The sequence below is a fragment of the Streptomyces yongxingensis genome, assembly GCF_055597465.1.
In genome coordinates this window covers 8,026,521-8,052,453 of sequence record NZ_CM145717.1, presented here as the reverse complement: position 1 = coordinate 8,052,453, position 25,933 = coordinate 8,026,521, and the positions used below count along the sequence as shown (strand labels likewise).

Sequence of the window (25,933 nt, the reverse complement as noted above, 5' to 3'; positions counted from 1 at the left end):
CTCAGGCCGCCGTCAGCGTGGGGTAGTCCGTGTAGCCGGTCTCGCCGCCCACGTACATCAGGTACGCGTCCCGGATGGGGTTGAGCGGGGCGCCGGTGCGCAGGCGGGTCACCAGGTCGGGATTGGCCAGGAAGGTGCGGCCGAGGGCGATCAGGTCGGCGCCCTCGGCCAGCAGCGCCCCGGCCTGGCGCATACCGCCGTCGGCGGGGACGCCGTCGCCGGGCAGCGACGGGTTGGCGATCAGCGTGGCCGGCCAGGAGGCGCGGAGCTCCCGGAAGAGGGGCTGGTCCGGCCGGGCGCGGACGATGTGCAGATAGGCGAGGCCGGTGTCCGCGAGCTCCTTGACGAGCGCGGGGTAGAGGGCCTCGGTGTCGCCCTCCTCGATGCCGTTGACGGTGGACCCGGGCGAGATGCGCAGGCCCACCCGCTCGGGGCCGATCGCGTCGGCGACGGCGTGGACCACCTCGGCCACGAACCGGACGCGCCCGGCCACCGAGCCACCGTAGGCGTCGGTGCGGCGGTTGGTGCCCTGGGCCAGGAACTGGTGGAGGAGGTAGCCGTTGGCCGCGTGCACCTCCACTCCGGCGAAGCCCGCGTCCCGGGCGTTGCGCGCGGCGGCGGCGAAGTCGGCGACGGTGGAACGGATCTCCTCGAGCGTCATCTCGCGCGGTACGACGGCCCGCTGATGACCGTTCGGGGTGAAGATCGTCTCCGGGAGCGGGACCGGCGAGGGCGCCACCGGCATCAGCCCGCTGGTGTCCGGGTGGCCGACCCGGCCGCCGTGCTGAAGCTGGAGGAACATCCGGCCGCCCGCCGCGTGCACCGCGTCGGTCACCCGCCGCCATCCGGCCACCTGCGCCGCGTTGTGGATCGCGGCGATGTCGGGGTAGGTCTGCCCCACCGCGTTGGGCGTGGCGGCCTCGGCGATGATCAGCCCGGCCGTGGCGCGCTGGGCGTAGTAGGTGGCCATGATCGGCAGGGGCACGCCGTCGGCGGCGGCGCGGTTGCGGGTCATCGGCGCCATGACCAGGCGGTTGGGGAGGTCGAGAGGGCCGAGTCGGGCGGGTTCGAAGAGGCTGGGTATCTCGGGTGTGTGCGTCATGCGGGTACGGTAAAACTTGCCATTGATGTCAGATTCAAGTCCGGACCGGCAGGCGAGGTGAGGAATGCGGATCGGCGAACTGGCGCGGCGCACCGGCGTCAGCGAGCGCTCGCTGCGCTACTACGAGAAGCAGGGCCTGATGACGGCCGAGCGCACCCCGGGCGGCCATCGCGAGTACGGGGAGGGCGCGGTGGACCGCGTCATCCGCATCCAGGAGCTCTTCGCCGCGGGGCTGTGCAGCGAGAAGATCGCCCAGTTGCTCCCCTGCATGCGGGACTCGGACGGCGGCCCGTCGCGAACGGCCAACGGGCAGTTGGTCTCCGACCTGACGGTGGAGCGGGAGCGCATCGACCGCATGATCGCGGACCTGCTCCGCTCCCGTGAGGTCCTGGACGAGGTGATCGAGGCGGCGTCGGTCCCGGCCGATTAGCCGGGTGCCGGCGGTACGCGTACGCCTGCGGCGGGCTGCTCCCCTGCCACGCGCCCGGACACCCCGTAGGCGCCCGCGCCCCACATGTGGCGCAGGTCACGGGAACCACCTCCGCCGTGCGGAGAGGCACGGGTGTGAGGTGTGAACGAGATGAGTGAGGGCCTGCGGGCGCGGATACGGGCGGGTGACCGCGAGGCGTTCGCGGAGCTCTACGAGAGTTACGCGCGTACGGTCTACAACCATGCCTTCCGGCTGACCGGCGACTGGTCGGTGGCCGAGGAGGTGATGGGCGATACGTTCCTCGACGCCTGGCGGACCCGGGAGCGGCTGGAGCCGGGCGACGGCACGCTGAAACCGTGGCTGCTGGGCGTGGCGACGAACAAGGCCCGCAACGCCAACCGCGGCATCGGCCGCCGCCTGGCCTTCCTGGCCCGCCGCCCGGCGCCCGACCCGGTGGCGGACTTCGCGGACGAGGCGGCGGGCCGTATCGACGACGCCCGCCGGCTCGCCGCCGTGCGCACGGTGTTCGGCCGGCTGCGGCGCGGGGAGCAGGAGGTGCTGGCGCTGTGCGTCTGGTCCGGCCTGGACTACGCACAGGCGGCCGAGGCCATGGGCATCCCGGTGGGAACGGTGCGCTCGCGGCTGTCCCGGGCCCGCGCCCGGCTGCGCAAGCTCGCCGATCAGCGGCTCGCGGAGGAAAAGAAGGAACCGCCGCACCGTCGCGGAGAGGTACAGCATGAGGCCGCGTTCGCGGCCCTGCCCATTCAGGAGTTTCAGGAGGACCCCCGATGAACGCCGTCGGCTCCGGGCCCGCCCGGCCCGAGCGCGAGCGCGAGGACGCCGCGTACGAGGACACCGCGCGCGAGGAGCTCGCCCGGCTGCTTCCTCCCGTCCCGGCCGAACGGGACGTGCCCTCCGCTCCGTACCTCCACCACAAGGACCGTTTGATGCAGCACATCGATGACGACCAGAACCGCACCCCCGCGCCCGCCCGGAAGGCCCGGCCGCGGCTGCTGCGCCCCGCGCTGGTGATGCCCGCCGCGGCCCTGGCGCTGGCCGGGGCGCTGGCCGTCACCTTCACCGGGGGCGGGACGTCCGGCGACACCACCGCCCAGCCGCGCGAGACCGCCACCGTCCTGCTCGACCGGATCGCCGGGACCGCGGCGAAGTCGGACGTCAAGCCGGTGCGACAGGACCAGTTCGTCTACGTGAAGAGCCTGACGGCGGGGGCCGAGATGAAGGAGGACGGCTCCTCGAAGCTGGAGCCGCGGCATGAGCGCGAGGTCTGGATGTCGCAGCAGGTGAAGCGGATCACCAAGACCGGCGAGATAAAGGAAAACGGGGAGTGGGGCCGGATGGCCGAGTTGGGCGGGTCCCCGGCGGGCGCCTACCGCCCCACGTACCAGTGGCTGGCGTCCCTGCCGACCGACCCGGACGTCCTGCTCAAGGAGCTGTACCGGATGGCCACACCGGACGAGGACGTGGAGAAGGCACAGGCCGTCTTCAACCGGATCGGCTCCTTCCTGGGCGAGACGGTGATGCCGCCGGAGAACGCCGCCGCCCTCTACAAGGCCGCCGCGAAGATCCCCGGGGTGACGCGGAAGGAGGACGCGGTGGACGCGGCGGGCCGCCACGGGGTCGGCATCGCCCGCGTCGACAAGAGGTCGGGGGAGGCCACCGAATGGGTCTTCGACCGGGACAGCCTGACCCTGCTCGGTGAGCGCAGCTACCTGACGAGGGACGTCGGGGCGGGCAAGAAGGGCGACGTCATGGAGAAGACCGCGTACCTGAAGCGCGGCATCGTCGACCACTACCGCGAGCGGCCGACCAGCTGAGACGTCACGGCGGCGGGGGACCACCGTCCGGTGGTCCCCCGCTTCATCGCGTCTGCCTCAGCGCACCGGGTGCCCAGCCTCCCGCAGCGCGTCCTTCACCTGGCCGATCCGCAGATCGCCGAAGTGGAAGACGGAGGCCGCGAGCACCGCGTCGGCCCCCGCGGCGATGGCCGGCGCGAAGTCGGCCGCCTTGCCGGCGCCGCCGCTGGCGATCACCGGGATGGTGACGTGCTTGCGGACCGCCTCGATCATGGCCGTGTCGTAGCCGTCCTTGGTGCCGTCCGCGTCCATGGAGTTCAGCAGGATCTCCCCGGCGCCCAGCTCCGCCGCGCGGTGGGCCCATTCGACGGCGTCGATGCCGGTGCCGCGGCGGCCGCCGTGGGTGGTGACCTCGTAGCCGGACGGGGTCACCGTCCCCTCGGGGCAGCGGCGGGCGTCGACCGAGAGGACGAGCACCTGGCTGCCGAAGCGCTCGGCGATCTCGCGGATCAGCTCGGGGCGGGCGATGGCGGCGGTGTTGACGCCGACCTTGTCCGCCCCGGCGCGCAGCAGCTTGTCGACGTCCTCCGGGGTGCGGACGCCGCCGCCGACCGTCAGCGGGATGAAGACCTGCTCGGCGGTGCGGCGGACCACGTCGTAGGTGGTCTCGCGGTCGCCGGAGGAGGCGGTGATGTCGAGGAAGGTGAGCTCGTCCGCGCCCTCCTCGCCGTAGATCTTGGCCATCTCGACCGGGTCGCCCGCGTCGCGCAGATTCTGGAAGTTGACGCCCTTGACGACCCGGCCGTTGTCCACGTCCAGGCAGGGGATGACTCGGACCGCCAGGGTCATGACTGTCGTGCTCCTCGGAATGCTTCCAGTTCGACTTCCACCAGGACGCGCGAGTCGACGAAGCCGGACACCACGACCAGCGTCGCGGCGGGGCGCACGGCGTCGAAGAGCTCCTTGTGGGCGCGGCCCACCTCGTCCACGTCGCGGGCGTGGGTGAGGTACATACGGGTGCGGACCACCGATTCGACGCCGAGGTCGAACTTCTTCAGCGCGTCCAGCGCATGGCGGAAGGCCGCGAGCGTCTGCTCGTACGGATCCCCCTCGCCCTCCAGGACGCCGCGCTCCGCGAGCGGCATCGTCCCGGCGACGAGCACCAGGTCACCGGCCTCGACGGCCCGGGCGAACCCGATGGTCTGCTCCCACGGACTGTCGGTCTGGACCCGTCGCCCGATCTCGGGTGAGGTCATACGGCCACCGCCTCCAACGCCTCTTCCAAGGTGAATGCCTTGGCGTAGAGCGCCTTGCCCACGATGGCGCCCTCGACACCTTCCGGTACCAGGGTCGCAAGGGCACGCAGGTCGTCGAGCGAGGAAACGCCGCCGGAGGCGACGACGGGGCGGTCGGTCGCGGCGCAGACATTGCGCAGCAGCTCCAGGTTGGGGCCCTGGAGGGTGCCGTCCTTGGCGATGTCGGTGACGACGTAGCGGGCGCAACCCTCGGAGTCGAGGCGGGCCAGCGTCTCGTACAGATCGCCGCCGTCGCGGGTCCAGCCGCGGCCGCGCAGCGTGGTGCCGCGCACATCGAGGCCCACGGCGATCAGGTCGCCGTGCTCGGCGATGACCTTGGCGACCCACTCGGGGGACTCCAGCGCGGCCGTGCCGAGGTTCACCCGGGCGCAGCCGGTGGCCAGGGCGGCGGCCAGCGAGGCGTCGTCGCGGATCCCGCCGGACAGCTCGACCTTGAGGTCCATGGCGCGGGCCACCTCGGCGATCTGCGCGCGGTTGTTCCCGGTGCCGAAGGCGGCGTCGAGGTCCACCAGGTGCAGCCACTCGGCGCCGGCCCGCTGCCAGGCCAGGGCGGCCTCCATCGGGTCGCCGTACGACGTCTCGGAGCCGGACTCGCCGTGGACGAGGCGGACGGCCTGGCCGTCGCGGACATCGACGGCGGGGAGGAGTTCGAGGCGGTGCGTGCGCATGCGGACAACCTTCGGTGAGAGCGTGCGGGCGGTGAGAGCTGACGCGGGGGCCGGTCAGAGCGTGTCGAGCCAGTTGCGGAGCAGCCGCGCCCCGGCGTCGCCCGACTTCTCGGGGTGGAACTGGGTGGCCCACAGCGGGCCGTTCTCGACGGCGGCGACGAACGGCTCGCCATGGGTGGACCAGGTGACCTTGGGGGCGGGGATATGCGGGTTGGTGACCTCGAGCTCCCAGGTGCGGACCGCGTAGGAGTGGACGAAGTAGTACCGCTCGCCCTCGTCCAGGCCCGCGAAGAGCTGGGAGTCGCCGGGCGCCTTGACCGTGTTCCACCCCATGTGGGGGACGACGGGCGCGCGCAGCCGCTCGACCGTGCCGGGCCACTCGTCCAGGCCCTCGGCCTCGACTCCGTGCTCGATACCGCGCCCGAAGAGGATCTGCATGCCGACGCAGATGCCCATGACCGGGCGGCCGCCGGACAGCCGGCGCCCCACGATCCAGTCGCCGCGCGCCGCGCGCAGCCCCTTCATGCAGGCGGCGAAGGCGCCCACACCGGGGACGAGGAGACCGTCGGCGGCCATGGCCTTGTCGTAGTCACGGGTGATCTCGACCTGCGCGCCGACATGGGCGAGGGCCCGCTCGGCGGACCGGACGTTGCCGAATCCGTAGTCGAGAACAACGACGCTCTTGTTGCTCAATTCCATACCTCAAGCCGCAGGACGCCGGCGAGCAGCGCCATCGTGGCACCGATCCCGAGCAGCGTGATGACGCTCTTGGACATGCCCTGCTTGACGAAGGAGATGACCCCGCCGAGCAGAAAGAGTCCCAGGAGGATGAACGCGGTCGACAGGCCGTTCACGCAGCTACCTCGTTCGCTTCTCCGCCCGCGCGGCGAAAGCGCGGGTCGAGTGTCGTCTGCGGCCCGGCGGCCGCGCGGGCGACGCTCACAGTTAGAGGGCCCCCTTCGTGGAGGGGAGGATCCCGGCGGCGCGGGGGTCGCGCTCGCTGGCGTAGCGCAGGGCCCGCGCCAGGGCCTTGAACTGGCACTCCACGATGTGGTGGGCGTTGCGCCCGTAGGGCACGTGGACGTGCAGGGCGATCTGCGCCTGGGCCACGAAGGACTCCAGGATGTGCCGGGTCATCGTGGTGTCGTAGGTGCCGATCATCGGCGCGATGTTCTCCGGCTCGGTGTGCACCAGGTACGGGCGGCCGGAGAGGTCGACCGTCACCTGGGCCAGCGACTCGTCCAGCGGCACCGTGCAGTTGCCGAAGCGGTAGATGCCCACCTTGTCGCCGAGCGCCTGCTTGAAGGCGGCGCCCAGCGCGAGGGCGGTGTCCTCGATGGTGTGGTGGGTGTCGATGTGCAGGTCGCCCTCGGTCTTGACCGTGAGGTCGAAGAGGCCGTGGCGGCCGAGCTGGTCGAGCATGTGGTCGTAGAAGCCGACCCCTGTCGACACATCGACCTGGCCGGTGCCGTCGAGGTCGATCTCGACGACGACCGAGGTCTCCTTGGTCGTGCGCTCCACGCGTCCCACGCGGGTCATGCGCTCTTCTCCTTCATCAGCTCGCGTACCGCGTCGAGGAACGCGTCGTTCTCGGCCGGGGTCCCCGCGGTGACCCGCAGCCATCCCGGTACGCCGTTGTCCCGGACCAGGACGCCCCGGTCCAGCAGGCCCTGCCATGCCGCGTGGGCGTCCTCGAAGCGGCCGAACTGGACGAAGTTGGCGTCGGAGTCGGTCACCTCGCAGCCGATGGTGCGCAGCTCGCTCACCACCCGGTCGCGCTCGGCCTTGAGCGCCTCGACGTACCCCAGCAGCGTATCGGTGTGCTCCAGGGCGGCCAGCGCGGTGGCCTGGGTGACGGCGGACAGGTGGTACGGCAGGCGGACCAGCTGGACGGCGTCGACGACCGCCGGGTCGGCGGCGAGGTAGCCGAGCCGCAGCCCGGCCGCGCCGAACGCCTTGGACATGGTCCGCGAGAGCACCAGCCGCGGCCGCCCCTCGATCAGCGGCAGCAGCGACGGACGGTGGCTGAACTCCCCGTACGCCTCGTCCACGACGACGAGCGCCCCGGCGGTGTCCGCCCTGGCGTCCTGCGCCGCGTCGTGCAGCGCCAGCACCGTCCCGGCGTCGACCGCCGTCCCCGTCGGATTGTTCGGCGAGGTGATGAAGACGACATCGGGGCGGTGCTCGGCGATGGCCTTACGGGCGGCATCGACATCGATGGTGAAATCGGCGTTCCGGGGACCGGAAATCCAGCCGGTGCCGGTGCCACGGGAGATCAGCGCGTGCATCGAGTACGAGGGCTCGAAGCCGATCGCGGTGCGCCCCGGGCCGCCGAAGGTCTGGAGCAGCTGCTGGAGCACCTCGTTGGACCCGTTGGCCGCCCAGACCTGGGCGACGCCGACCTCGAGACCGGCCGTACGGCTGAGGTAGCGGGCCAACCCGGTGCGGAGCTCGACCGCGTCCCGGTCCGGATAGCGGTTGAGGTTCCGGGCCGCCTCGGCGACCCGCTCGACGATCCGGGCGACCAGCGGCTCGGGCAGCGGATAGGGGTTCTCGTTGGTGTTCAGCCGTACGGGCACGTCCAGTTGCGGAGCGCCGTACGGGGATTTGCCACGGAGCTCGTCCCGGATCGGGAGATCGTCAATGCCGGTCACTTGCTCGGTGGCACCTTCCAGTCGAACCTTGCCTTCACCGCGGCGCCGTGGGCGGGCAGATCCTCCGCCTCGGCCAGCGTCACCACATGGCCGGCGATCTCGGCCAGCGCGTCCCGGGTGTAGTCCACCACATGGATGCCGCGCAGGAAGGACTGCACGGACAGTCCGGAGGAGTGGCAGGCGCAGCCGCCGGTGGGCAGCACGTGGTTGGAGCCCGCCGCGTAGTCGCCGAGCGACACCGGGGCGTAGGCACCGACGAAGATCGCCCCGGCGTTGCGCACCCGGGCCGCGACGGCCGCCGCGTCCTCGGTCTGGATCTCCAGGTGCTCGGCCGCGTACGCGTCCACGACGGCCAGGCCCTGCTCCAGACCGTCGACCAGCACGATGCCGGACTGCCGCCCGGCCAGCGCGGGACCGATCCGGTCCGCGACGTGCTTGGTGGCCCCCACCTGGACCTCGAGCTCCTTCTCGACCGCGGCGGCCAGCTCCTCTGAGTCGGTGACCAGCACGGACGCGGCCAGCGGGTCGTGCTCGGCCTGGCTGATCAGGTCCGCGGCGACATGCACCGGGTCGGCGGTGGCGTCGGCGAGGATGGCGATCTCGGTCGGTCCGGCCTCGGCGTCGATGCCGATCCGGCCCTTGAGCAGCCGCTTGGCCGCGGCGACCCAGATGTTGCCAGGACCGGTCACCATCGAGACCGGACGGCAGTCCTCGGTGCCGTAGGCGAACATCGCGACGGCCTGGGCGCCGCCCGCCGCGTACACCTCGTCCACGCCCAGCAGGGCGCACGCCGCGAGGATCGTGGGGTGCGGCAGCCCGCCGAACTCCGCCTGCGGCGGGGAGGCGACGGCCATCGAGGCGACCCCGGCCTCCTGCGCGGGCACCACGTTCATCACCACGGACGAGGGGTAGACCGAGCGCCCGCCCGGTACGTACAGCCCGACGCGCTCGACCGGCACCCAGCGCTCGGTGACCGTGCCCCCCGGCACCACCTGGGTGGTGTGGTCGGTGCGCCGCTGGTCGCGGTGGACCAGCCGGGCCCGCCGGATGGACTCCTCCAGGGCGGCCCGCACGGCCGGGTCCAGCTCGGCGAGGGCGCGCTCCAGCGCCTCCGCGGGGACCCGCACCCGCTCTATGGTGACGCCGTCGAACCGATGGGCGTAGTCGATCAACGCAGCGGTACCGCGATGGCGCACGTCGTCGCAGATGGGCCGCACCTTCTCCAGGGCGGCCTCGACGTCGAGCTCGGCACGGGGCAGCAGGTCACGGTCGATCCCGCCCTCCGGGAAGGCGGCGCCGCGCAGATCGATACGGGAGATCACGCGATCAATTGTCTCAGACCCGCCACGACGCCCCTCCCCCCGTATCAGTCAGTGATACGGACCCCCTAAGTTGACCCTGACCGTTGGCGTTCAACCGGTTACTCAGCGGGAATGTGCTCCGTACGGGGACACGGAGAATCAGGAGGGGACACGGCTGTGACCGAGCCGCACGATGGCGACCCACCCCCGGGCCTCGATCTGACCACCGCCGAATGGGGCATGTGGCAGGCGTTCCGCAATGGCAGCACCCATGATCTGCGCACCTCCCACCCCCAGCGGAACGACCCCTCAGGACCGTACGCCTGGGGCCCGGAGCGCAGCGTCCGCGCGCGTGTGGTGGCCCTCCTGCTGCTGGACGGGCCGCCCGCGCAGCCGGGCCGGGTCTCGGCGCTCAAGCTCAACGGGGTGCACATCACCGGCACGCTCGATCTGGCCGGCGGAAACATCGAGCCCTATGTGGAGCTCAAGAACTGCCGCTTCGAGCGGGAGGTGCTGGTCCCCGAGGCGCAGTTCACGACCTTGCGCCTGGTGGGCTGCTCCCTCCCCCGGCTGGAGGCGGCCCGGCTGCGCACCGAGGGCGATCTGCATCTGCCGCGCTGTGTGGTCGAGCACGGCATCCGGCTCACCGACGCCCATATCGGCACCGATTTACTGCTCAACCAGCTCATCGTGCGCCGCGACCGCCGGGGCATGTCGATCAGCGCCGACGGACTGACCGTCGCCCAGGACTTCCAGGCCGACATGATCGAGTCGTACGGCGAGCTGAGCCTGCGCGGGGCGCAGATCGGCGTGTCGCTCAGCCTGCGCGGCAGCCGGCTGCGCAACCCTTACGGCCGCCGCGCGCTCAACGCGCCGCAGCTGACCGTGGAGCGCAGCCTGTACCTCACCGCGGGCGGGGTGAGCACGTACTCCAGCGGCTCCACCCCGCCGTACGGCACCGCCTCCACCCCGACCCGCGGCACCCGGATCCAGCGCTTCGAGTGCGAGGGCGGGATCCGGCTGGACGACGGGCGGATCGGCGACGCCATCGACTTCGACCAGGCCCGCTTCATCATGGAGAACGACCAGGAGCTGTCGCTGCGCCGGGTCCAGACGCCCGAGCTGCGCTTCCTCGGGGAGCGGCCGCAGCGCGGACGGGTGATCCTCTCCGGCGCCCGGGTGGTCAATCTTGTCGACAAGTCGGTGAGCTGGCCGGGCCCCGGCGGGCTGACCATGGCCGGGTTCAGCTATGAGTGCCTGATCCCGCGCGGCCACTTCCCGCTGGCCCGGCGGCTGGAGTGGGTGGCCGCCGCCACGCCCGAGTACGCGCCCGAGCCGTACGAGATGCTGGCCAACACGATGCGGGCCAGCGGCGAGGACGCCGACGCGCGCGAGGTGCAGCTCGCCAAGCAGCGGCGCCGCCGGGAGACGCTGCCGCTCGCCGGGAAGGTGTGGGGCTATCTCCAGGACTGGACGGTGGCCTACGGCTACCGGCCGGGCCGGGCGGCGGTGTGGATGGCGGTGCTGTGGGCGGTCGGCTCGGTGTTCTTCGCCCACAACCGGCCGGAGGCGCTGAAGCCCGATGAAGCGCCGAACTGGAACGCCTCGCTGTACACCCTCGACCTGCTGATCCCGGTCATCGATCTGGGCATGGACGGCTACTGGAAACCCCAGGGCGCCGTCCAATGGGCGTCCATCATCATGATCCTTCTGGGCTGGGTACTGGCCACCGCGGTCGCCGCCGGAGCGTCCCGGCTGCTGCGCCGCCAGTGACGGCTGCTCCGGCACCAGTGAAAGGGGACGCGCGGGGCCATTAGGCTTACGCCCCGTGACCTCCGCGCGCCTTCCGCTCTTCCCGCTGAACACGGTGCTGTTCCCGGGGCTCGTCATGCCCCTGAACGTCTTCGAGCAGCGGTACCGCTCCCTGATGCGCGATCTGTCGGCGCTCCCCGAGGACGCACCGCGCCGATTCGGGGTGATCGCGATCAGGGACGGCCATGAGGTCGCGCCGAGCGCGATCGGCCTCCCCGACTCCCTCACCCTGCCGGACCCCGGCCCCACCGCCGGGTTCGGCCCCGACCCCGCCAAGTCCTTCTACTCCGTGGGGTGCGTGGCGGACGCCGCCACCATCCGGGAGCAGGAGGACGGCACCTTCGAGGTGCTGGCCACCGGCACCACCCGCTTCGAGCTGGTCTCCGTGGACTCCTCGGGCCCGTATCTCACGGCCGAGGTCAAGGAGCTGGAGGAGGAGCAGGGCGACGGCGCCGGGGCGCTGGCCTCGGGGGTCGTACGGGCCTTCCGCCTGTACCAGAAGCGGCTCGCGGGCGCCCGGGAGCGGACCCTGGCGGCCGAGCAGGACCTGCCGGGCGAGCCGTCCGTCCTCTCCTATCTGGTGGCCGCCGCGGCCGTGCTCGACACGCCCGCGAAGCAGCGGCTGCTCCAGGCGCCGGACACCGCGAGCCGGCTGGCCGACGAGCTGAAACTCCTTCGCGCCGAGAGCGCGGTCATCGGTAAGCTCCCGTCGCTCCCGGCCGTCGATCTGACCCGCGGGCCCACCAGCCCCAACTGACGCGGACGAACATGCCCAAGAAGACCAAGAAGAACTCGGCGGGCACCCCCGCCACCACCGCCCTGACCGCCGCGGGCACGGACTTCACCGTGCACTCTTACGAGCACGACCCGGCGGCCCCGTCCTACGGCGAGGAGGCCGCCCAGGCGCTCGGCGTCGCACCGGAGCGGGTCTTCAAGACCCTCGTCGCGAGCGTCGATGACCGCCTTACGGTCGCCATCGTGCCGGTCTCGGCCACGCTCGACCTCAAGGCGCTCGCCTCGGCGGTCGGCGGCAAGCGCGCCACGATGGCGGACCCGGCGGTGGCCGAGCGCACCACGGGCTATGTGCGGGGCGGGATCTCCCCGCTCGGCCAGCGCAAGCGCCTACCGACGGCCCTGGACGCGTCGGCCGACGGCTACGAGACGATCTGTGTCTCGGCGGGCCGCCGCGGGCTGGAGGTCGAGCTGTCGCCCAAGGACCTGGCGTCGCTGACGGACGCGGTGGTGGCACCGATCGCCCGCTCGTAGCCCCCCATGGGGCCCATGGCGGCCCCTGGGCCACCCGCACCTGGCCACCCGCCCATGGCCCGTGTGGCGGGCCTGAGCGGCTGAGACCGGCCCTGCGGGGTGTCCGGCGGATCTTTCCCCTCCCCGCCCCTTCCCGCTACCAGGGGCTCCGCCCCTGGACCCCAGGGGTCAACGAGCCGACCCTCGCCACCGCGAACACCAACACCGACAGGCTGATCGCCATCGGCACGCCGAGGCAGCGGACAACCGGGCGAACGCCCGCGCACATCCGGGCCGCCCGCCCGGGGGCTGGGGCGGAGCCCCAGTTGTGGGAAGGGGCGGGGAGGGGAACAGCCCGCCGCAGGCGCCAAGAGCCGCCGGATACCCCCAGCCGCATTGGAGGCGGGCCGAAACCGCTCCTAGCGCGCTCCCGGCCTCGGCGCGGGCGGCAGGGCGGGCTCGGGGTCCCGGGGGCCGAACAGGCCGGTCAGGGCCAGATGGATCACCATCGCCGCCACCGACCACGCCAGCAGCGCACCCTTGGCGCCCAGCTTGAGCGGCCCGTCGAAGGTGACGCCCTTACCGGCCGCCTTGGCATGAGCCACGACATCCGAGGTGGGCCCCAGCCATACGCCCAGCCGCCAGGCGATCACCGAGGCGAGCACCCCGCCGATCGCCAGCCCGACGACCAGCGCGATACCGCCGTGACGGAAGAGCAGAAAGACGACGATGGCCGAGACGGCCCCGAAGGCGAGCCCGAGCAGCGTGAACATCCCGTCCGCGCCGACCGCGTCCTCCCCTTCCGAGTTCTTCAGATAGACGGCGGAACCGTCCGAGACCAGGGGAACCTTCGGCGCCAACCACAGCCACAGCAGCCCGAGAAGCACCCCGGAGACCGCCACCGCGATGGCGACCAGCGACGCCTGCACCAGTTCGGCACGCAACTCGGGTCCGGGCTCGGAGTGCTCGGAGAACTCGGCGTGCTCGTCGGAGTGCCCGGCGTGCTCCGGATGCCCCGAAGCCTGCCCCGGGTGCGCGGGATACCCGGTGGGGTACGGCGCGGCGGAGTCCCCGGCAGGCTGCTCGGGGGACGGCGGCCGGCCCTCGGCGGGCTCGTCGTGCGGCGAGTGCTGATCATGTGGCGTCAACGGTGCGGTCACCCCGTCATCGTGCCAGGCGGACGGTGTACTTCGGTCGGCGGGACGTTCGCTGCGGCGCGTCACCGCACCGCCGCCCGCCGATAGGCCCAGGTCGCGGCGGCGAGGGACACCACGGCCACCCCGGCGCACACTCCGAGGTCGGCGCAGACCACCCACCAGTCGGGCTGCCCGTCGAAGGACCGGGCCAGGGCCTCCACACCGTACGTCGACGGCAGCAGATCGCGCGCGTACGACACCACCTGCGGCATCCGGGCCGCGGGCAGCACGCCGAGCAGCAGTGCGGCGGACATCCCCAACTGGCCGCAGAGCGTGGCGAGTTCCTGGCGCGGGGCGAGCAGCCCCAGTGCGGCGCCGAGTCCGGCGAGGGCGGCGCCGGACAGGGGGATCACGGCGAGGAGGATCCACAGGTTCGTCATAGGCAGCTGGAAGAGCACACTGCCCATCACCGCGGTGACGGCGGTCCCGGGCACGGTGAAGGAGGCGTACGCGGCGGCCGCCCCGAGCACCACGGCCGAGGGCGGCACCGGCAGGGTCGCGTAGTGGTCAAGACCGCCGCTGGCCCGCAGCTGGCCGAAGTACTGCGCGAGCAGGTTGAGCGCCACGAAGGCGACGACCAGCACGCTCGACCCGGCCACCACCGACCGCGCCTCGCTTCCGCCGTCCACCACCCCGCGCATCAGGATCATGATCCCGATGGACTGGAAGGTGGCGACGAAGAGCAGCGGGATCCGGGCCACCCGGGCCCGTGAGAGCTGGGCGCGGTAGACCGCGACGAGCGCGGGGAAGAGCCGCGCCCGGGCCGCCAGCGGCGCGGGCATGTCACCGGCCTCACCGGCATCACCGGACGCCCCCGAGGTACCGGAGACACCGGACGCACCGGGCAGCCCAGGAGACGCACCGGACACACCAGGCACACCAGTGGCCCCGGACACACCGGACACGGCGGGCATGACACTCACGTTGTGCTGCTCCTCTTCGCCTCTTACGGCTTGCATACGGTCACGGTCACCGACGCGTTCACCGGCTCGCCCCGGCGGTCACGCCTTCACCAGCCCCTCCGCGCCCTCCGCGCGGCCCCCCAGGGCGATGTACACATCCTCCAGGCTCGGCGTGGCAAGGGTGAAATCGTCCAGCGCGGCGAAGGCGGGGCCACCGGTCACGGTGGCGATGGCGGCGCGCGCGTCGTCCGGCGGCAGCCGGAGCGTCCAGCGCCGCCCGGAGGCGCCGTCGGCGGTCCGGGCGTCGCTCGACGCTCCGGCTGCCTTCCACAGCGCGGCGACCTCGGGCACGTCCAGCGGCGGCTCGGTGCGCCACACCAGCTCCAGCCGCACCTCGTCGGCCACCAGCGCTTTGAGCCCGGCGGGCGTGTCGCAGGCGATGACCCGGCCGCGGTCCAGCACGGCGACCCGGTCCAGCACCGTCTCCGCCTCGATCACATTGTGGGTGACCAGCACCACCGTCACCCCCCGCTCGGCCCGCCGCCGGTCCACGGCCGCCCACACGGCGCGCCGGGCGACGGGGTCCATCCCGCTGGTGGGCTCGTCCAGCACCAGCAGCGGCCGCTCCCCCACCAGCGCGGCGGCGACGCAGGCCAGCCGCCGCTGGCCCCCGGAGAGCTTCTTCAGCGGGCGCCCGGCGACCTCCCCGAGCCCCAGCTCCTCGATCACCGCGTCCCGCTCGGCGCGGGCCGCGCGGGTCTCCAGACCGCGCAGCCGCGCGGTGGTCTCGGCGGCGAGGGAGACGGTCAGCTCGTCCAGCGCGGTCGAGTCCTGGCCGAGGTAGCCCAGCAGCCGGGCGGCGCGCTCGGGGTGGCGTACGAGATCGTGGCCGAGCACCCGCACCCGGCCCTCGTCGGGCCGCAGCAGGCCGGTGAGCTGCCGTACGAGGGTGGACTTGCCGGCGCCGTTGGGCCCGAGCAGCCCGAAGACCTCGCCGCGCACCACGTCGAGGTCGATGCCGTCGCTGGCCCGGACGGCGGGCGTGGCGGGCGCGCCGCGGCGGCCGCGCGCCGCGGGATAGGTCTTGACCAGGCCGCGCACGGTGCACACCACATCGCCACTCGTCGCCTGTTTCGCGCCCGTCCTCACGAGCTATGAGGGTACGCGCCCAAACACCCGCTCCCGCCCTCGGGGCCCTCGGGGCCCTTGGTCTTCCCCTCCCCGCCCCTTCCCGTAACCAGGGGCCCCGCCCCTGGACCCCGAGGCCCCGGGCGGGACCCCACCACGCGGCGGAGCCGCATATGGACGCTACGGAAAGGGGCGGAGCCCCGACCCGGGGGCTGGGGCGGAGCCCCGACCCGGGGTTTGAGGCAGAGCCGGGCGCTGGAGCGGAGCCCCGCCACACGGCGGAGCCGCATACCGACGCCGCGGAAAGGGGCGGAGCCCCGGACCGGGGGCTGGGCCGGAACCCCAGTTTCGGGGTTTGGGGCGGAGCCCCGACCCGGTTGCTGGGAGTGAGCCCCGGGCCGGGGGCTGGGGCAGAGCCCCAGTTTCGGGAAGGGGCGGGGAGGGGAGCAGCCCGCCGCAGGCGTCCCTAGCCGCCCGTCTGGGCGTGCTCCGCCGCCGAGCGGAGGTCGATCTCGCGCCAGAAGCCCGCCCGGATCGCATAGCGGTCGTGCTCGTCGATCTGGTCGTCCTTGTGGGCCAGCAGCCCGAAGCGGGCCGCGTAGCGCAGCAGTTCACCGTCGATGCGGTGCGGGATGCGGGGGTACTCCGTGGAGAGCTGCTGGAGATGGCCCGGATCGGCGAGCCGGTCGGTCCAGCGGCGGGCGAAGACCTGGCCGACCTCGAACGGGTCGCCGCTGACCGCGGTGATGTCCTCCTCGCGGTCGGCCCAGCGCTGCTCGGCGCTGGTGAGCTGGGCCAGCATGGGGAGGTTGGCGGTCTCCGGCGGTTCCCCCACCCCGGCGCCGGGGCCCCGGTCGATCCAGCCCTTGTCGGAGGACCAGCGCAGCGTGGCACCGGCCGGCTGCCGGTCCGCCTGGCCGCCGGGCCCGGCCGGGCCGCGGCCCAGATCGGCGAGGTCCTTGGGGGTGGGCACCCCCTTGGCCGCGGCCCCTGCCGCGGCGTCCGCACCCGCCCCGCCGGCCGCGGCGGCGGGACGGCCGGGGGCGTCGGCCGGGCCGCTCACGTCGGTGCCGGGCCGGCCGGCGCCGTTGCGGCCGGGGGCCGCCTCCGCGCCGCCGGGCGACGCCGTGGCGGCAGCGGCAGCGGCGGCCGTGGCGGTCTCCGGCAGCGGGGCGGAGAGAATGGCCGCGATCTCCGGGCGCGGCTCGGAGACGGGCGCACAGGGCCCGGGAAGCTCCTTGGCGCGCACCGCCCGGGTGATCCAGACGCGGTCCAGGACGCGCCGCTCATCGGCCTCGGCCACGAGGTCCTCGGACTGGTTGTAGTCGCCGTCGGCGGCCTGCACCGCCCAGAGGTGGACGGCGACGCCGTGCTCCTTGGCCGACATCAGCCCGGGCAGCAGATCCCCGTCGCCGGTGACGAGGACGATGTCGGAGCAGGCGCGGTTACGGGCGAGCTCGGTCAGCTCGGCGTGCATGGCGGCGTCCACGCCCTTCTGGGCCCAGCGGCCGTCGCTGCGGGTGAGCGCGCCGAGCCGTACGGTCACCCGGGGCATCACGCGCAACCGCCGGTGCTCGGGCTGGGGTACGCGGTCGGGGGCGCCGTCGAACCAGTAGATCCGCAGCAGCGGTCGCTCGGTCTCGGCCTCGGCCCGCTCCCGCAAGCCCTGGATGAGGGTCGCGTGGTCAACGGAGATGCGCGATCGGGCGGGCTCCCCGGCCAGCAGGCTCGCGGCGGCGCCCAGCAGGTACCCGGCGTCCACCAGGACGACGCAGCGGTCCACGTTCCACCCTCTTCCCTGACGAATCAGTCCTCGGTCGCCCCCCGCGCACAGCCGTCCCCGGATGTGGTCTTTCGGCTTTCCTTCGAGTCTGCCCGACCGTGCGGGGGTTATCAGTCCGAACTGGATCACCGGCGTGGCGGATACGGCTTACCCGCCAAGACCCTCCTTCTCACTCACCGTAATTGCCCGAAATGCACGGGTCACCGCGGCATGTCACTGTTCTTCCCGAAGGGCTTCTTCCGAAGGGTTCTCCCGGAGAGCCCTTCACCGGAGAGCCCTTCACCGGGGGCTGATCCCAACTGGAGGAACACCACCATGGGCAAGAACAAGAACCGCGATCGCAAGCAGCAGCAGGAGCGGCGTCAGGAGCGCGGCATGGCCGACCGCCCCGCCGACCAGCAGTCCTCGATGGACGCGCAGTCGCAGGCGATGCGGTCGGAGGGCGGCCCCTCGACGCCGCGCAAGGACCGGCAGAAGAGCTTCGGCCACAACTGACGCACCGCGCACCGGCGCTGGGCCACCACGGTGGCAGGCCGTGTGACATGGCCCCAGGGGCGCGCCCGACACGGGCGCGCCCCTGGGGCGTTCTCGCCGGGGCCACTGCTGTGGTCAGGGCCGGGCGGCCGCCGTTTCGTCAGGGCCGGGCGGTCATCCGGCCAGGCAGGACGCCCCCAACAGCACCTTGAGATCGCCGAAGAGGGCCGGGTCGGCGGTGACGCGATGCCGGTCGAGCCGCAGCACGGTGGTCTTCCGCGCCCCCTGGAGCTTGATCCGCACCTCGGTGGAGCCGCGGTGGTGGGTGAGCACCTCGCCCAGCTTCTCGACCAGCGGCGGGGTGACCTTGACCGTGGGAATGGTGATCGTCACGGGCGCGTTGGCGCCCGCCTCGGACAGATCGGGCACCATCAGCTCCATGGCGACCAGCCGGGGCACGTCCTCGCGCTTGTCCAGCCGCCCCTTGACGAAGACGACCGCGTCCTCGATGAGCTGGGTGGAGACCAGCTGATAGGTGGCCGGGAAGAACATGCACTCGATGGAGCCGGCCAGGTCCTCCACGGTGGCGATGGCCCAGGCGTTGCCCTGTTTGGTCATCTTGCGCTGGAGACCGGAGATGATGCCGCCGATGGTGACGATCGCGCCGTCCGCGTGCTCACCGCCGGTGAGCGCGGAGATCGCGGCATCCGCCTTCTCGTTCAGCACATGCTCGATGCCGAACAGCGGATGGTCGGAGACATACAGACCCAGCATCTCCCGCTCCTGGGCCAGCAGATAGGTCTTGTCCCATTCGACGTCCGAGAACTCGACGTCGAGGCCGAAGCCCGGCCCGTCGCCGTCCCCGCTGTCGCCGCCCATGCCGCCGAAGAGGTCGAACTGCCCCTCGGCCTCCTTGCGCTTGACGGCGACCACATTGTCGATCAGCGCCTCGTAGTGCGCCATGAGCCCCTTACGGGTGTGGCCCATCTCGTCGAAGGCGCCCGCCTTGATCAGCGATTCGGTGGTGCGCTTGTTGCAGACGACCGCCTCGACCTTGTCCAGGTAGTCCGGGAACGAGGCGTACTTCCCCTTGGCCTTGCGGCCGCGGATGATCGCCTCCACCACGTTCTGACCGACGTTCCGGACCGCCGTGAGTCCGAAGAGGATCACGTCATCACCCTGGGCGGTGAAGTTGGCCTCGGACTCATTGACGTTCGGCGGCAGGACCTTGATGCCCATGCGGCGGCATTCGTTCAGATAGACCGCCGACTTGTCCTTGTCGTCGCGGACCGAGGTGAGCAGCGCCGCCATGTACTCGGCCGGGTAGTTGGCCTTGAGGTACGCGGTCCAGTAGGTGACCAGGCCGTACGCGGAGGAGTGCGCCTTGTTGAACGCGTATCCGGCGAACGGGACCAGGACGTCCCACACCGCCTGGATGGCCTCGTCGGAGTACCCCTTCTCGCGGGCGCCCTTCTGGAAGTTGACGAACTCCTTCTCCAGCACCTCGGGCTTCTTCTTGCCCATCGCACGGCGCAGCAGGTCGGCCTGGCCGAGCGAGTACCCCGCGAGCACCTGGGCGGCCTTCTGCACCTGCTCCTGGTACACGATGAGGCCGTAGGTGATGCCGAGGACCTCCTTGAGGGGCTCCTCCAGCTCGGGGTGGATCGGGGTGATCTCCTGCTGCCCGTTCTTCCGCAGCGCGTAGTTGATGTGCGAGTTCATGCCCATCGGGCCCGGCCGGTAGAGGGCCGAGACGGCGGAAATGTCCTCGAAGTTGTCGGGCTTCATCATGCGCAGCAGGGAGCGCATGGGGCCGCCGTCGAACTGGAAGACGCCGAGGGTGTCACCGCGGCAGAGCAGTTCGAAGGTCTTGGGGTCGTCCAGGGACAGATCGAGCAGCTTCAGATCGATGCCCTTGTTGGCGCGCACCATCTTGACGGCGTCGTCCATGATGGTGAGGTTGCGCAGGCCCAGGAAGTCCATCTTCAGCAGGCCGAGCGACTCACAGGTCGGGTAGTCCCACTGGGTCACGACCTGGCCGTCGTTCTTCGGCGAGAAGACCGGGACGTGGTCGGTGACCGTCTCGCTCGACATGATCACACCGGCGGCGTGCACACCCATCTGGCGCACCAGGCCCTCGATACCGCGCGCGGTGTCGATGACCTTCTTCACATCCGGCTCGTTCTCGTACATCCCGCGCACCTCGCCCGCCTCGCTGTAGCGGGGGTGCTTCTCATCGGTGATGCCGGAGAGCGGAATGCCCTTGCCGAGGACGTCGGCGGGCATGGCCTTGGTGATGCGGTCGCCCATCGCGTACGGGTAGCCGAGCACCCGGGCGGAGTCCTTGATGGCGTTCTTGGCCTTGATGGTGCCGTAGGTGCCGATCTGAGCGACCTTGTCGTGGCCGTATTTCTCGGTGACGTACCGGATCACCTCACCGCGCCGACGCTCGTCGAAGTCGATGTCGACATCGGGCATGGACACACGCTCGGGGTTGAGGAACCGCTCGAAGATCAGCCCGTGCTCGACCGGGTCGAGGTCGGTGATGCCCATCGCGTACGACACGATCGAACCGGCCGCGGAGCCTCGGCCGGGGCCGACCGCGATGCCGTTGTTCTTGGCCCACATGATGAAGTCGGCGACCACGAGGAAGTAGCCCGGGAACCCCATCTGGATGATGACGTCCATCTCGTACTCGGCGAGCTTCTGACGGTCCTCGGGGACGCCGCCGGGGAAGCGGCGGGCCATCCCCTTCTTGACCTCCTCCTGGAACCAGGTGACCTCGGTGTACCCCTCGGGGACGTCGAACCGCGGCATCAGGTCGCGCTTCTCGAACCATCCGGTGTTGTCGATCTGCTCGGCGACCAGCAGGGTGTTGCGGCAGCCCTCCTGCCAGGCGTCGGAGGAGTCGATGGCGTACATCTCCTCCGTGGACTTCAGGTAGTAGCCGGTGCCGTCGAAGCGGAAGCGGTCCGGGTCGGAGAGGTTCTTGCCGGTCTGGACGCACAGCAGCGCGTCGTGCGCCTCGGACTCGCGGGAGTAGGTGTAGTGCGAGTCATTGGTGACCAGCGGCGGGATGTCCAGCTTCTTGCCGATCTCCAGCAGCCCGTCGCGGACCCGGCGCTCGATCTCGATGCCGTGGTCCATGAGCTCCAGGAAGTACCGGTCCTTGCCGAAGATGTCCTGGTACTCGGAGGCGGCCTTGAGGGCCTCGTCGAACTGGCCGAGCCGCAGCCGGGTCTGGAGCTCGCCCGAGGGGCAGCCGGTGGAGGCGATCAGGCCCTCGGACCACTGGGCGATGGTCTCCTTGTCCATCCGCGGCCACTTGACGAAGTAGCCCTCCATATAGGCGTCCGAGGAGAGCCGGAAGAGGTTGTGCAGACCGGTCTTGTTCGACGCCCAGATGGTCTTGTGGGTGTAACCACCGGAACCGGAGACGTCATCGCGCTTCTGGTGCGGCTGGCCCCACTGCACCCGCCGCTTGTAGCGCCGCGACTCGGGGGCCACATACGCCTCGATGCCGATGATCGGCGTGATCCCCGCGCCCGTCGCCTGCTGGTAGAAGTCGTACGCGCCGTGGAGGTTGCCATGGTCGGTCATGGCGATGTGGGTCATGCCCATCTCTTTGCACGCGTTGAACATGTCCTTGAGCCGCGCCGCACCGTCCAGCAGCGAGTACTGGGTATGGACATGCAGGTGCGTGAAGGGCGGCTTGGTCACGGTGGAAGACCTCCGGCGAACAATCGATGACGGCAGGGCGAGACAGCTCCGAAGGTTACCCCTCCGCACTGACACGAGCCGGGCACTCGCGAGTAGCCTCAGGCGTTGATCCCGACGGGCCATCCGGTCTTCCCGCGCACCCGGCGGGACGGAACATACCCTGTCGTATCTGCCCCACCGATCACTTTCTCTCATGCCCCAGGAGGCGTTCCGCGATGTCGACCCAGCAGACCCAGGCGGAACAGCGCGGCGAGCACATCCTCGCCGTATTCGACACCGCCTTCGGCGAGCTGCTCGCCGCCGACCCGGCCGCCTTCCGCGTCAAGTTCCGGAAGATGGCCGCCTCGGCGTTCGCGTTCTACCGCGGCACCGCCTGCCTGTTCTATTCCGATGTGGAGCGGGAGCGCTCCGGAGGGCCGTACCTGGACGACCGCACCAGCCGGGTGTGGATCCACGGCGACCTCCACGCCGAGAACTTCGGCACCTACATGGACGCCAACGGCCGGCTGATCTTCAATGTGAACGACTTCGACGAGGCGTACGTCGGCCCCTTCACCTGGGACCTCAAGCGCTTCGCCGCCTCCGTGGCGCTCATCGGCTACACGAAGGCGCTCAGCGACGAGAAGATCACCGAGCTGGTGCGGACGTACGCCGGCGCCTACCGCGAGCGCGTCCACGCCCTGGCCACCGGCGCCAAGAACGACGAGGTGCCGCCCTTCACCCTGGAGACCGCGGAGGGCCCGCTGCTGGACGCGCTGCGTGACGCCCGCTCGCTGACCCGCTTCGGGCTGCTGGACTCGATGACCGAGATCCGCGACTTCGAGCGCCGCTTCGCGGCCGGCGGCGGGTCCATCGAGCTGGACGCGGCCACCCGCTACAAGGTTCTGGCCGCCTTCGACGGCTATCTGGAGACGCTCCCCGAATCCAGTCTCTCGCGCCCGGACTCCTACCGCGTCAAGGACGTGGTGGGCCGCCGGGGCATCGGCATCGGCAGCGCCGGGCTCCCCTCGTACAACATCCTCCTGGAGGGCAACAGCGACGCCCTGGAGAACGATGTGGTGATCTACATGAAGCAGGGGCAGACCCCGGCGGTCTCCCGCCACATCACCGATGAGCGGGTGCGGTCGTACTTCCACCACGAGGGCCACCGCACGGTGATCTCCCAGCGCGCGCTCCAGGCCCACGCCGACCCGTGGCTGGGCTGGACCGAGCTGGACGGGGCGGGGCAGCTGGTGGCCGAGGTGTCGCCGTACGCGGTGGACCTGGACTGGTCCGACATCGACGACCCGGCCGAGATCGCGGCGGTCGTGGCCGACCTGGGGCGGGCCACTGCCACCATGCACGCGGCCGCGGACGACCAGAGCGGCCACTCGCTGGTGCCGTTCTCCACCGAGCGGGCCATCGACGCGGTGATCGCCGCCGACGAGGACGGCTTCGCCGAGCTCCTGGTGGACTTCGCGCACTCTTACGGCGCCCGCGCCCGGGCCGACCACCAGATCTTCGTGGACCTCTTCCGCAACGGCCGCATCCCCGGCCTCTGATCGCCTCCCTGGGGGGGCGCCCGTCCCCCCAGGGCCGTTGATCGTCACCCCGGCCATGGCCGGGGTGACCTCGCCCCTCTATCGTTACCGGTCATGTGGCCTGGACAGCAGCCGCCGGGGGGCGAGCGAAACCCGCAGCAGAATCCGTATCAGCAGCCGGGTCAGCCGCCGCCCCCGGATCAGCCTCCGGGCTTCCCGCCCGCTCCCCCGCCGCCCCAGGGCCCACCGCCCGGCCCCGGTGGCGGGCCCTGGGGCGGTGCTCCCGGCCCGGCGGACCGGCAGCGCAAGGCCGGCCTTACGGCCGTCATCGCGGTGGCGGCCGTCGCCGCGGTGGTCGCGGGCGTACTCGTGTTCACGGATGACGACAAGGGCTCCCGGGGCGGCTCGTCGGACGATGTCGTCCAGGGTCCGCCGGGAACGCCGGGCCCCGGGGGCTCACAGGGCCCGGGAAATCTCGTCACGCCCGCCCACAGCTCCGGTCCGAGCGGCACCACCGTGGTGATCGGCGAGGCCGATGCCGGGCACACCCTCGACGTCTACGAGGACCTGCGCTGCCCGCCGTGCGCCTCCTTCGACCAGGAGGTCGGGCCCACCATCGCCAAGGACATCAAGGACGGCAAGTACAAGGTTTCGTTCCACTTCGGCGCCATCATCGACAAGAACATGAGCGGCAGCGGCTCCGCGAAGGCCCTGAGCGCCCTCGGGGCGGCGCTGGACGTGGGCACCGACGCCTTCCTCGACTACAAGGCCGCCCTGATGTCGTCGAAGAACCACCCCACGGAGTCCGAGGACTCCTACGCCGACTACACCCGGCTGCTGGCCGTCTCCAAGGAGGTGTACGCGCTCAAGACGAACGCCTCCTTCCAGGAGGCCGTGCGCGCGGGCACCTACGACCCCTGGGCGAAGAAGATGATCGCCAAGTTCGACGCCTCCGGGGTGAGCGGCACCCCCACCGTCAAGCTCGACGGCTCCCAGCTCACCGGCAGCGGCGGCTCCACCCCCATGACCGCGACGGAGTTCACGGAAGCGGTGAACAAGCGGCTCAAGGGGTGAACCAGCAGCTCAAGAGGTGAACCAGCAGGTCAAGCGGGTAGGCCGGCCGCCGGGCCGGTTCTTCACATGGTCCCTACAGCGGTTCATGGCAGAATTCGAAGTCATGGACGGCACCGGACCGCAGCTGAGGACAGTGCGCGCGGCGCTCTTCACGGCGCTGTGCGTCACGCTGTCCTCGGCTTCGCATGTCCTGCTGTCGCGGGCCCCGCTGCCGCTGGGCACCGTCGCCGCGCTCTCGGTGGCCGTCTTCGCCGTCGCCTACGCCCTCGCGGGCCGTGAGCGGGGCTTCTGGTCCATAGCGGCCCTGCTGATCCCGCTGGAGCTGGCCGCCGACACGATCTTCACCACCGGCCAGCAGGCGTGTTACGGACAGTCCGGCGGCCCGGTGGCGGGCTCCCTGCGCTCCATGGGCGTCACCGTGCTGTGCGGCGGCGGCGACCTCGGCGGTCCGCTGCCCGGGGTCTCCCAGAACGGCGTCGCCACCCCGCTGGCGGCCGCCGTGAGCTCCGCCACTCCCTGGCTGCTGCTCGCCGCGCATATCGCGGTGGGTCTGATCGCCTCGGCCTGGCTGCGGCGCGGCGAGGCCGCCCTGAGCCGTCTGCTGGCCTCCCTGGCCGCCTTCGCCTTCCGGCCGCTGCTGCTGGCCGTCGCCGTCCACGCGGCGGCCCTGCTGCCCCGCCGCCGGGCCCCGCGGCCCGTACGGCCGGTGCGCCCGGCACCGGCCCTCCCTCTCCTCGTGCACTCCGTGGTGCGTCGTGGACCGCCCTGCTCGGCCGCTGCCTGAGCACAGCGCTCCACACCCCCGTACGCATCACTGACGAAGCACCCCACGGAGATCGAACCATCATGAGCAACCGCAACAGCCAGCAGAACAAGCAGGCCGCGCGCGAACGGCTGCGCGCCGAGCGCGAGCGCCAGGCCAAGAAGGACCGGATGCGGCGCCAGCTGTTCGTCGGCGGCGCGGTCGTCGCTGTCCTCGCGATAGCCGGCGGCATCGGCTACGCCGTCACCAACATGAACTCGGACGACGCCAACCAGAAGTGGCGGACGGCGGCCGAGAAGAAGACGTTCGCCAAGCCCGCCAACGCCACCGGCCCCCAGGGCACGACGGTCGTCATCGGCGACAAGAAGGCCAAGAACACCCTGCACGTCTACGAGGACATGCGCTGCCCGGTCTGTGCCCAGTTCGAGAAGTACACCGGCCCGACCGTGCTCAAGGACATCAAGGACGGCACCTACAAGGCGCAGTTCACCATGGGCACCTTCCTCGACGACAACAAGCAGATGCCCGGCGCCGGGTCGAAGAACGCGCTGAGCGCGCTCGGCGCGGCCCTCAATGTCAGCCCGCAGGCGTTCCTGGACTACAAGGAGGCGCTGTACGCACCGAAGAACCACCCGAAGGAGACCGATGACGCCTTCGCCGACGACCAGAAGCTGATCGACGTCGCCCAGCAGGTCAAGGAGCTGAAGGGCAACACGGCCTTCGAGAAGGCCGTGAAGAACGGCACCTACGACCGGTGGGCGCTGGCCATGTCCAAGACCTTCAACGACACCAAGGACGTCACCGGCACCCCGTCCTTCAAGCTGAACGGGAAGAAGCTCCAGGTGGGCGACAACCCGCCGATGACCCCGGACCAGTTCACCCCGCTCGTCAAGCAGAACCTCAAGAAGTAGCGTCCGGCCCTTCTCAGACCGAGTCGGCGGGCGTGCCCTCAAGGGCACGTCCGCCGACGGCGTTACGCCCCGGCGGGCCACGGCCGTGGTGACCTGGCGGCGACGGGTGGGCGAACATCC

General features: G+C 71.4%; 25 protein-coding genes. 11 read left to right on the top strand and 14 right to left on the bottom strand.

Annotated elements, in window-relative coordinates; translation table 11 throughout:
- Position 1: 1 nt before the first annotated feature.
- Positions 2-1,102, bottom strand: coding sequence for an alkene reductase (locus ACZ6TD_RS34535; RefSeq protein WP_471344470.1), 1,101 nt, complete (start codon positions 1,100-1,102; stop codon positions 2-4).
- A gap of 64 nt (positions 1,103-1,166) precedes the next feature.
- Here ACZ6TD_RS34535 and ACZ6TD_RS34530 point away from each other — a divergent pair, with 64 nt between their 5' ends.
- The 3 genes from ACZ6TD_RS34530 (at position 1,167) to ACZ6TD_RS34520 (ending at position 3,367) form a co-directional block, all read left to right on the top strand.
- Positions 1,167-1,532, top strand: coding sequence for a MerR family transcriptional regulator (locus tag ACZ6TD_RS34530; RefSeq protein WP_471344468.1), 366 nt, complete (start codon positions 1,167-1,169; stop codon positions 1,530-1,532).
- Positions 1,533-1,682: 150 nt separating this feature from the next.
- A complete protein-coding gene (locus ACZ6TD_RS34525) occupies positions 1,683-2,324 on the top strand; it encodes an RNA polymerase sigma factor (RefSeq protein WP_471344467.1) in 642 nt (213 codons plus the stop codon).
- The gene (locus ACZ6TD_RS34520) at positions 2,321-3,367 is read left to right on the top strand and encodes a CU044_5270 family protein (RefSeq protein ID WP_471344466.1); all 1,047 of its coding nucleotides are present in this window, start codon (positions 2,321-2,323) and stop codon (positions 3,365-3,367) included. Before ACZ6TD_RS34525 ends, ACZ6TD_RS34520 begins: the two co-directional genes overlap by 4 nt.
- A gap of 57 nt (positions 3,368-3,424) precedes the next feature.
- Here ACZ6TD_RS34520 and hisF read toward each other — a convergent pair whose 3' ends face one another.
- The 8 genes from hisF to hisD form a co-directional block, all read right to left on the bottom strand.
- Positions 3,425-4,195 (bottom strand): imidazole glycerol phosphate synthase subunit HisF, encoded by a 771-nt coding sequence (hisF, locus tag ACZ6TD_RS34515; protein ID WP_471344464.1) that lies wholly within the window; start codon positions 4,193-4,195, stop codon positions 3,425-3,427.
- The gene (locus ACZ6TD_RS34510) at positions 4,192-4,602 is read right to left on the bottom strand and encodes a RidA family protein (RefSeq protein WP_471344463.1); all 411 of its coding nucleotides are present in this window, start codon (positions 4,600-4,602) and stop codon (positions 4,192-4,194) included. Before ACZ6TD_RS34510 ends, hisF begins: the two co-directional genes overlap by 4 nt.
- On the bottom strand, positions 4,599-5,330 hold the full coding sequence (gene priA / locus ACZ6TD_RS34505; RefSeq protein WP_471344461.1) for a bifunctional 1-(5-phosphoribosyl)-5-((5-phosphoribosylamino)methylideneamino)imidazole-4-carboxamide isomerase/phosphoribosylanthranilate isomerase PriA: 732 nt from the start codon (positions 5,328-5,330) through the stop codon (positions 4,599-4,601). The genes ACZ6TD_RS34510 and priA overlap by 4 nt, the downstream gene beginning before the upstream one ends.
- Positions 5,331-5,384: 54 nt before the next feature.
- Complete coding sequence (gene hisH, locus ACZ6TD_RS34500) at positions 5,385-6,029, bottom strand: imidazole glycerol phosphate synthase subunit HisH (RefSeq protein WP_471344460.1); 645 nt, start codon at positions 6,027-6,029, stop codon at positions 5,385-5,387.
- Positions 6,020-6,184 carry a hypothetical protein gene (locus ACZ6TD_RS34495; RefSeq protein ID WP_471344459.1) on the bottom strand — a complete coding sequence of 55 codons (165 nt, stop codon included), beginning with the start codon at positions 6,182-6,184 and terminating at the stop codon, positions 6,020-6,022. The genes hisH and ACZ6TD_RS34495 overlap by 10 nt, the downstream gene beginning before the upstream one ends.
- 91 nt (positions 6,185-6,275) lie before the next feature.
- Positions 6,276-6,869: an imidazoleglycerol-phosphate dehydratase HisB gene (hisB, locus tag ACZ6TD_RS34490; protein ID WP_014059975.1), complete on the bottom strand. Its 594-nt coding sequence runs from the start codon at positions 6,867-6,869 to the stop codon at positions 6,276-6,278.
- On the bottom strand, positions 6,866-7,984 hold the full coding sequence (locus ACZ6TD_RS34485; protein WP_471344458.1) for a histidinol-phosphate transaminase: 1,119 nt from the start codon (positions 7,982-7,984) through the stop codon (positions 6,866-6,868). Before ACZ6TD_RS34485 ends, hisB begins: the two co-directional genes overlap by 4 nt.
- Positions 7,981-9,306 carry a histidinol dehydrogenase gene (gene hisD, locus ACZ6TD_RS34480; RefSeq protein ID WP_471344456.1) on the bottom strand — a complete coding sequence of 442 codons (1,326 nt, stop codon included), beginning with the start codon at positions 9,304-9,306 and terminating at the stop codon, positions 7,981-7,983. Before hisD ends, ACZ6TD_RS34485 begins: the two co-directional genes overlap by 4 nt.
- 156 nt (positions 9,307-9,462) lie before the next feature.
- Between hisD and ACZ6TD_RS34475 the strand changes: the two genes are divergently transcribed.
- From ACZ6TD_RS34475 to ybaK, 3 genes are read left to right on the top strand one after another with little or no spacing between them, the layout of a single operon-like run.
- Positions 9,463-11,058: an oxidoreductase gene (locus ACZ6TD_RS34475; RefSeq protein ID WP_471344454.1), complete on the top strand. Its 1,596-nt coding sequence runs from the start codon at positions 9,463-9,465 to the stop codon at positions 11,056-11,058.
- A 55-nt stretch (positions 11,059-11,113) separates the two neighbouring features.
- Positions 11,114-11,854 carry an LON peptidase substrate-binding domain-containing protein gene (locus ACZ6TD_RS34470; RefSeq protein ID WP_471344453.1) on the top strand — a complete coding sequence of 247 codons (741 nt, stop codon included), beginning with the start codon at positions 11,114-11,116 and terminating at the stop codon, positions 11,852-11,854.
- Between the two features lie 11 nt (positions 11,855-11,865).
- On the top strand, positions 11,866-12,363 hold the full coding sequence (gene ybaK / locus ACZ6TD_RS34465) for a Cys-tRNA(Pro) deacylase (protein ID WP_471344451.1): 498 nt from the start codon (positions 11,866-11,868) through the stop codon (positions 12,361-12,363).
- Positions 12,364-12,761: 398 nt separating this feature from the next.
- Here the strand turns inward: ybaK and ACZ6TD_RS34460 are convergent, their stop codons facing one another.
- The 4 genes from ACZ6TD_RS34460 to ACZ6TD_RS34445 form a co-directional block, all read right to left on the bottom strand.
- Complete coding sequence (locus ACZ6TD_RS34460) at positions 12,762-13,502, bottom strand: ABC transporter permease (RefSeq protein WP_471344449.1); 741 nt, start codon at positions 13,500-13,502, stop codon at positions 12,762-12,764.
- A 59-nt stretch (positions 13,503-13,561) separates the two neighbouring features.
- Positions 13,562-14,452 carry an ABC transporter permease gene (locus ACZ6TD_RS34455; RefSeq protein WP_471358290.1) on the bottom strand — a complete coding sequence of 297 codons (891 nt, stop codon included), beginning with the start codon at positions 14,450-14,452 and terminating at the stop codon, positions 13,562-13,564.
- Between the two features lie 87 nt (positions 14,453-14,539).
- The gene (locus ACZ6TD_RS34450) at positions 14,540-15,589 is read right to left on the bottom strand and encodes an ABC transporter ATP-binding protein (protein ID WP_471344447.1); all 1,050 of its coding nucleotides are present in this window, start codon (positions 15,587-15,589) and stop codon (positions 14,540-14,542) included.
- 445 nt (positions 15,590-16,034) lie between these two features.
- Positions 16,035-17,351: an NYN domain-containing protein gene (locus tag ACZ6TD_RS34445; protein ID WP_471344446.1), complete on the bottom strand. Its 1,317-nt coding sequence runs from the start codon at positions 17,349-17,351 to the stop codon at positions 16,035-16,037.
- A 315-nt stretch (positions 17,352-17,666) separates the two neighbouring features.
- Between ACZ6TD_RS34445 and ACZ6TD_RS34440 the strand changes: the two genes are divergently transcribed.
- The gene (locus tag ACZ6TD_RS34440) at positions 17,667-17,846 is read left to right on the top strand and encodes a hypothetical protein (protein ID WP_137977551.1); all 180 of its coding nucleotides are present in this window, start codon (positions 17,667-17,669) and stop codon (positions 17,844-17,846) included.
- A gap of 153 nt (positions 17,847-17,999) precedes the next feature.
- Here ACZ6TD_RS34440 and dnaE read toward each other — a convergent pair whose 3' ends face one another.
- Entirely contained in the window at positions 18,000-21,545 is a 3,546-nt protein-coding gene (gene dnaE, locus ACZ6TD_RS34435; protein WP_471344444.1) for a DNA polymerase III subunit alpha, read from the bottom strand.
- Positions 21,546-21,760: 215 nt separating this feature from the next.
- Here dnaE and ACZ6TD_RS34430 point away from each other — a divergent pair, with 215 nt between their 5' ends.
- The 4 genes from ACZ6TD_RS34430 (at position 21,761) to ACZ6TD_RS34415 (ending at position 25,813) form a co-directional block, all read left to right on the top strand.
- Positions 21,761-23,086 carry a DUF2252 domain-containing protein gene (locus ACZ6TD_RS34430; RefSeq protein ID WP_198279361.1) on the top strand — a complete coding sequence of 442 codons (1,326 nt, stop codon included), beginning with the start codon at positions 21,761-21,763 and terminating at the stop codon, positions 23,084-23,086.
- 93 nt (positions 23,087-23,179) lie between these two features.
- A complete protein-coding gene (locus ACZ6TD_RS34425; protein ID WP_471344442.1) occupies positions 23,180-24,139 on the top strand; it encodes a thioredoxin domain-containing protein in 960 nt (319 codons plus the stop codon).
- Between the two features lie 103 nt (positions 24,140-24,242).
- Positions 24,243-24,923, top strand: coding sequence for a hypothetical protein (locus ACZ6TD_RS34420; protein ID WP_471358288.1), 681 nt, complete (start codon positions 24,243-24,245; stop codon positions 24,921-24,923).
- Between the two features lie 62 nt (positions 24,924-24,985).
- Positions 24,986-25,813, top strand: coding sequence for a thioredoxin domain-containing protein (locus tag ACZ6TD_RS34415; protein WP_471344440.1), 828 nt, complete (start codon positions 24,986-24,988; stop codon positions 25,811-25,813).
- Positions 25,814-25,933: the final 120 nt, after the last annotated feature.

Coding starts and splice junctions, on each gene's coding strand:
- ACZ6TD_RS34535 (WP_471344470.1), bottom strand. CDS start 1,102: ATGACGCACACACCCGAGATACCCAGCCTCTTCGAACCCGCCCGACTC.
- ACZ6TD_RS34530 (WP_471344468.1), top strand. CDS start 1,167: ATGCGGATCGGCGAACTGGCGCGGCGCACCGGCGTCAGCGAGCGCTCG.
- ACZ6TD_RS34525 (WP_471344467.1), top strand. CDS start 1,683: ATGAGTGAGGGCCTGCGGGCGCGGATACGGGCGGGTGACCGCGAGGCG.
- ACZ6TD_RS34520 (WP_471344466.1), top strand. CDS start 2,321: ATGAACGCCGTCGGCTCCGGGCCCGCCCGGCCCGAGCGCGAGCGCGAG.
- hisF (WP_471344464.1), bottom strand. CDS start 4,195: ATGACCCTGGCGGTCCGAGTCATCCCCTGCCTGGACGTGGACAACGGC.
- ACZ6TD_RS34510 (WP_471344463.1), bottom strand. CDS start 4,602: ATGACCTCACCCGAGATCGGGCGACGGGTCCAGACCGACAGTCCGTGG.
- priA (WP_471344461.1), bottom strand. CDS start 5,330: ATGCGCACGCACCGCCTCGAACTCCTCCCCGCCGTCGATGTCCGCGAC.
- hisH (WP_471344460.1), bottom strand. CDS start 6,029: ATGGAATTGAGCAACAAGAGCGTCGTTGTTCTCGACTACGGATTCGGC.
- hisB (WP_014059975.1), bottom strand. CDS start 6,869: ATGACCCGCGTGGGACGCGTGGAGCGCACGACCAAGGAGACCTCGGTC.
- ybaK (WP_471344451.1), top strand. CDS start 11,866: ATGCCCAAGAAGACCAAGAAGAACTCGGCGGGCACCCCCGCCACCACC.
- ACZ6TD_RS34455 (WP_471358290.1), bottom strand. CDS start 14,452: ATGCCCGCCGTGTCCGGTGTGTCCGGGGCCACTGGTGTGCCTGGTGTG.
- ACZ6TD_RS34440 (WP_137977551.1), top strand. CDS start 17,667: ATGGGCAAGAACAAGAACCGCGATCGCAAGCAGCAGCAGGAGCGGCGT.
- ACZ6TD_RS34430 (WP_198279361.1), top strand. CDS start 21,761: ATGTCGACCCAGCAGACCCAGGCGGAACAGCGCGGCGAGCACATCCTC.
- ACZ6TD_RS34425 (WP_471344442.1), top strand. CDS start 23,180: ATGTGGCCTGGACAGCAGCCGCCGGGGGGCGAGCGAAACCCGCAGCAG.
- ACZ6TD_RS34420 (WP_471358288.1), top strand. CDS start 24,243: ATGGACGGCACCGGACCGCAGCTGAGGACAGTGCGCGCGGCGCTCTTC.
- ACZ6TD_RS34415 (WP_471344440.1), top strand. CDS start 24,986: ATGAGCAACCGCAACAGCCAGCAGAACAAGCAGGCCGCGCGCGAACGG.